Here is a 1,417-nt window from a genome sequence, read left to right on the forward strand (position 1 = left end):
CCTTTCCCTTCCTCTCTTTTCCCTCCTTCCTTTTTCCTTTCCCCCCTTTCCTTCCCTTTCTCTTACACTAAAATACTACATTTCAAAAATCCAAATTTTTCTAAACCATTATTTTTTACTTACTATAATCAAACTACCATATATTTTACCCCTTAATATTATTTAATTTTCCCATTCCTCTCTTCCTCCTCCCCCTCTTTTCCTTCCCCCCCTCCCTTCCTCCCTCCTCCCCTTTTTCCTTTTTCCCCCCCTCTCTTTTTCTTTTCTCTCTCCTTTCCCCCCCTTCTTTCCTCCCTCCTTCCTCCTCTTCCTTCTTTCCTTTTCTTCTCCTCCCTTTTTTTCCTCTTCTTTTTTTCTTTCTTTTTTCCCTCCCTTCCTTCCTCCCTTCTTTTCTCTCTTCCCTTTCCCCCTCCTTTCCCCCCCCTCTCCCTTCTTTCCTCTCCTTCTCTCTTCCTTCTTCTCCTTCCCCCCCCTTCTCCCCTTCTTTTTCTTTCCCCCCTCTTTCTCCTTTTCCCTCCTCTCTCTCTCTCCCCTCCCCTCCCTTCCCCCCTTTTTCCCCCCCCCCCCTTCCTTTCTTCCTTTCCTCTCCTCCCCCTCTCCTCTTTTTCCTTCCCTCCCCTCTTTTCTCCCCTCTCTCCTTCCTCTCCTCTCTTCCCCTCCTCTCCTCTTTCTCCTCTTTTTTTCCTCTTTTCTCCTTCCTTCCTTCCCTTTCCCCTTTTTTCTTCCTCTTCCTTCTTCCCTTCCCCTTTTCCCTTTTTCTTTCCCCTTTTTTCTTCCCTCCCTTCTTCTCCCCCCTTTTCTTCCCCTTCCCTTCTCTTTTCCCCCTCTTTCTTCCTCCCCCCCCTCTCCCTCCTCCCTTTCTTTCCTTTTCCCTCCCTTCCCTCTCTCCCCCTTTTCTCCCTCCCTTTTTCTTCTCTCTTTCCTTCCCTCCCTCTTCCCCTTTTTCTTTTTTTCTTCCCTTTCCCCCTCTTCTTTCTCCTTTTTCCTTTCTTTCCCTTTTTCCTCCTTCCTTCTTCTCCTTTTCTCCCTTTTTCCTCTCCTTTCTCTTCTTTTTCCCCCCCCTCCCCCTTTTTCCTCCTCCCCCTTCCCCTCCCCCCTTTCCCCTCCTCTTTCTTCCCCCTTTCTCTTTTTTCTCTCTTTTCCTCTCCTCTTCTTCTCCCCTTTTTTTTTTTTTCTTCTTTTCCCTTTTTTCCTTTCTCCTTTCTTCCTTCCTTCTTTTTTTTCCTCCCCTCTTTCCTTTTTCTTTTTTCTTTTTTTTCTTTCCCCTCCTTTTCCCTCTTCCCCTTTTCTTCTTCCCCTTTCCCTTCCCTTCTCTCCTCCTTTCTTCTTTCTCTTCCCCCTCCTCCCCCCCCCCCCCCTTCCTTCTTCTTCTTTTTTTTTTTCTTCTTTTCCCTCCCTCTCTCCTCTTTCCTTTCCT

General features: G+C 47.1%; 1 protein-coding gene. It reads right to left on the reverse strand.

Going from position 1 to position 1,417, the window contains the following annotated elements; translation table 11 throughout:
* Positions 1-162 precede the first annotated feature (162 nt).
* Positions 163-1,417, reverse strand: a 1,255-nt coding sequence (locus KH400_RS20705; protein ID WP_217227885.1) for a hypothetical protein, incomplete at its 5' end; no start/stop codon positions are given.

The organism is Desertibacillus haloalkaliphilus (assembly GCF_019039105.1).
GTDB classification, from domain to species: Bacteria; Bacillota; Bacilli; order Bacillales; family KJ1-10-99; genus Desertibacillus; species Desertibacillus haloalkaliphilus.